This window comes from Aliivibrio sp. S4MY1, assembly GCF_028765545.1.
Classification (GTDB): domain Bacteria; phylum Pseudomonadota; class Gammaproteobacteria; order Enterobacterales; family Vibrionaceae; genus Aliivibrio.
In genome coordinates this window covers 1-3557 of the sequence record NZ_JARACP010000043.1, presented here as the reverse complement: position 1 = coordinate 3557, position 3557 = coordinate 1, and the positions used below count along the sequence as shown (strand labels likewise).

The window sequence follows — 3557 nt, the reverse complement described above, 5'->3', positions numbered from 1 at the left end:
GCGAATTTCTGTGACGTAACTACAACTTTCGTTCTTTATTAAAAAATAAGTTAGTTCAACTGTGTACGGTAACGTAAAATACTTAGGACTTAAACATTATAAATGTTTATATATTAACGTTATTTATCTCATTTTGGAGTAATTATGGGATTTGTTATTGCAATTATTTGTGGGTTACTTTTTGTTCCAATATATCAATCGAAAATGACGAAAGGACAATTAAGTGTCACTAAAACATTTTGGCTCTTTGGTATTTTTGTTGTTGGTATTTTAGTTGCTATATCGGCTGTTTATGTTGAGTATAAAATGGGAATGGATCCTGGAAAAGGTGGAGTGACATTGGGAGCGTTTAAAACAGTTTTAATCCCCGTTGGATTCTATTCCTTTTGTGTTTTTTTAGGTATTTGGCGTTCAGCAAAACAGTTACAGACCCTAAAGAAAATTATAGTTAGATACTTTTCTACTTTCTTTTTAAGTATCACGCTTTCAGCTGTGATTTTTAGTTGGATGTATAGTTTGCTTCTTATTTTTATTGTTTACTTAATTTTAAAAAGTAAAAAAACAAGCATTGAAAATAAAACTGAAAATTGTGCTTAAATATATCGAGGTTAGTATATTCGCATAACAAATGCATCAACACGATTTACTACACTCGGCATCTCAGGTTGCCGGGTGTTTCTCGTTTTAGGGCGTCAATTTTAAGTATAATTGCATAGTAGCAAACGTGTTATGCAGGCGTTATGTGCTAGGAGGAAAAATGATTTACTACAAATATAGAAGTTTAGATAACCTGAAGTTCCTAATAGATATTTTTATGAATAATCGGTTGTATGCCGCACCATATACATCAATGAACGATCCTATGGAAGGCCATTATTTTCAGCGTTCCGGTAGGCTGAGCTCTGAATTCAAATCAGCTTTAAAAGGTGAGAAGGATGCGTGTGGAATTGTTTCTCTTTCAGAAATTCCAGACAATACTTTGATGTGGGCTCACTATGCAAATGGGCATAATGGTATTGCTATTGGTGTCGAAATTGATAGTAATTTATACGATATCAGGCCTATTGAGTATGACGGTTTAAGCCAATTAACACAGCGATTTGAAAATGAACCCGCGGAAGCTGCGAAAAGAGTGCTTTCTCATAAGCTTGAGGTTTGGGATTATGAAAAAGAGCATCGAGTTTTCGTGCAATATGAAAAGTTTGTGAATGTAAAAATCAAAGAAGTAGTGTTCGGCCGTCGAGTTGAACCAGAAGAGCGTAAATTTTTTGAAAAACTTTTCACTAAATTGTCACATGATGGTATTCAGTTTAAAACTGAGCAACGCACATAACAATTGCATCAACACGATTTGCTACATTCGGCATTCTAGGTTTCTTTGAGTTTACCGTGTTAAGTGGTAAATTTGGGCTAATCTGCATGGTAGCAAACGTGTTATGCAGGCGTTACACGAACTAAAGATAGCAGTTTTTTGGCTCAGTTCAGCGATAGAACCATTCGATTTTTAGATGTAAAAGTAGGGTGGTTTTTCTTCTTCTTTGTTTCCTTTTAGTTTTCATTATCATCAGGTTCGGCAATTGAGCATTATTGCCAAAAGTTCATGGATTTCAGAAACCAATTCAGGCTTCAATTGTTCATGGTCTTGCCTCATTTTAGTCTGCATCAGTGTTTTCTTCTCAGCATTTTCAATCCCAATTGTGGTAAAGATATTTGGTTTATCAGCTTAAAACTTGCTGAAACCAAATCGTACAAATGGTGTAAGAAAAAGGGATTGTTTCGTTTCACAGTTATTGCCGTTGAAATGATATTTTGCTCGCTAAATTGAGCCAGTCTAATTAAACTCAGTTTACAGTAAATCTCGGTAAATCAGTTCTTTACCAATTAAAACGAAGCGTTGACAAAGATCGTGTAACAAATGCATCAACACGATTTGCTACATTCGGCGTTGTCGGTTTGCCTTTAGTTTCAGTGATTAAGGCGTTAAAATTCAGCTAAGTCTGTATCGTAGCAAACGTGTTATGCAGGCGTTATATGCTGGAGTAAAATTCACATGCATTAGTAGTGCTGTTCTGTATAATGGGTTCTAGTTTAAATATTACAAAAAAGTGACTTCTATGAAATATTTTATGCTTCTCGCAACATTATTAGCCTCATTTGGGGCTCAAGCTTTATCGAAGCAAAATACGCAAGAGTTCTATGAACAAATGTCTAAACACTCGTTATGTGCAGCCGCTGCAACCTATACTAATAACGACTCTGCTAGTAATGAAATAACGAATTATATGTATGAAAAATTAGATTTTTATGCAAACGGTGAATATTTGAGTAATACTAAGCGTGGTTTCATGGTGGGCTATTCTGTTGGTATGTCTCAAGCTGTGTTTGGGCAATTGTACAAGCAACAAGGTGAGCCTAAAGGAATTGCGATAAAAGACTTCGCTAAAATGGCTTGGGGAAAAATGTGTACAAATTTAGAGCTATAGTCCTAAATTAATCCATTGCAATTACACTCTGAGCTCGCATATAACAAATGCATCAACACGATTTACTACACTCGGCATCTCAGGTTGTCGGGTGTTTCTCGTTTTAAGGCGTCAATATTAAGTATAATTGCTTGGTAGTAAACGTGTTATGCAGGCGTTGTGCGTACTGAGTCCGAAATTTTTTGCACGGTTCATCAAAAGGATCGCGGCTTTCGTAGTTTTGGCTTAGTAAGCGTTCCTTTCTTCTTTGTTTCCTTTTGGTTTCCGTTATTATCAGGTTCGGCAATTAAGTATTGTCGGTCTAAATTCAGGCGTTTCAGAGGCATTTTTACGCTTCAATGGTTCTTTGGTGTTGCCTCATTTTAGCCTGCATCCGTGTTTTCCTCGCAGCATTTTCAATCCCAGTTGTTGCGAGGATATTTGGTTTTTTAGTTCCAAACTAGCTGAAACCAAGCCGTTCAAATGGCGTAAAAAGTGTATCTGTTTTCCATTCACTTAATCTCGCAATTTAAGAACATTTTGTTCGCTTAATTGGCATCGGTAAATTAGAATCAGGGCTTAGAAAATCTTGGCAGGGCAGTTCTTTACCAAGTTGGCCAAGCCGAAAGTAAGCACGCACAACAATCGCATCAACACGATTTATTACACTCGGCGTTCTGGGTTTGCCTTGGGTTTTGTGATTAAGGCGGTTAATTCAGGTTGGTTGGCATAGTAATAAACGTGTTATGCCAGCGTTAAATCGCACAAATAAATCCGGTGATATAATGAAACAAGTAGAACAAATAATTGAGTTATTGGAAGATACCTCATTTCCTCAAGCCATGTTACTCGATGGTGCGTGGGGAAGTGGTAAGACATATTTTATAAATAATCATTTAATTGAAAAATTAAAAGAGAAGTTTGGACTTGAAGTTTATTTATTTTCTCTTTACGGTATCTCTAATATTGATGATTTTAGAGATAAGGTAATTTCTTTATCGCTAACGGATAAAGAGGAAGCATCAGTTTTTGCTAAGTATTTATCTAAGGCAGTGGAAGGTGCTGCGACTAATTTAGGTGAAAGAGGTATTGGAG

4 protein-coding genes are annotated in these 3557 nt (G+C 36.1%); all 4 read left to right on the top strand.

The window, feature by feature from the left end:
- Positions 1-144: 144 nt before the first annotated feature.
- Positions 145-597: a hypothetical protein gene (locus PVK71_RS20110; RefSeq protein WP_274421096.1), complete on the top strand. Its 453-nt coding sequence runs from the start codon at positions 145-147 to the stop codon at positions 595-597.
- A gap of 160 nt (positions 598-757) precedes the next feature.
- The gene (locus tag PVK71_RS20105) at positions 758-1333 is read left to right on the top strand and encodes a DUF2971 domain-containing protein (RefSeq protein ID WP_274421097.1); all 576 of its coding nucleotides are present in this window, start codon (positions 758-760) and stop codon (positions 1331-1333) included.
- A gap of 781 nt (positions 1334-2114) precedes the next feature.
- Positions 2115-2483 carry a hypothetical protein gene (locus tag PVK71_RS20100; RefSeq protein ID WP_105055990.1) on the top strand — a complete coding sequence of 123 codons (369 nt, stop codon included), beginning with the start codon at positions 2115-2117 and terminating at the stop codon, positions 2481-2483.
- A 764-nt stretch (positions 2484-3247) separates the two neighbouring features.
- Positions 3248-3557, top strand: a 310-nt coding sequence (locus tag PVK71_RS20095; RefSeq protein WP_274421098.1) for a P-loop NTPase fold protein, incomplete at its 3' end; no start/stop codon positions are given.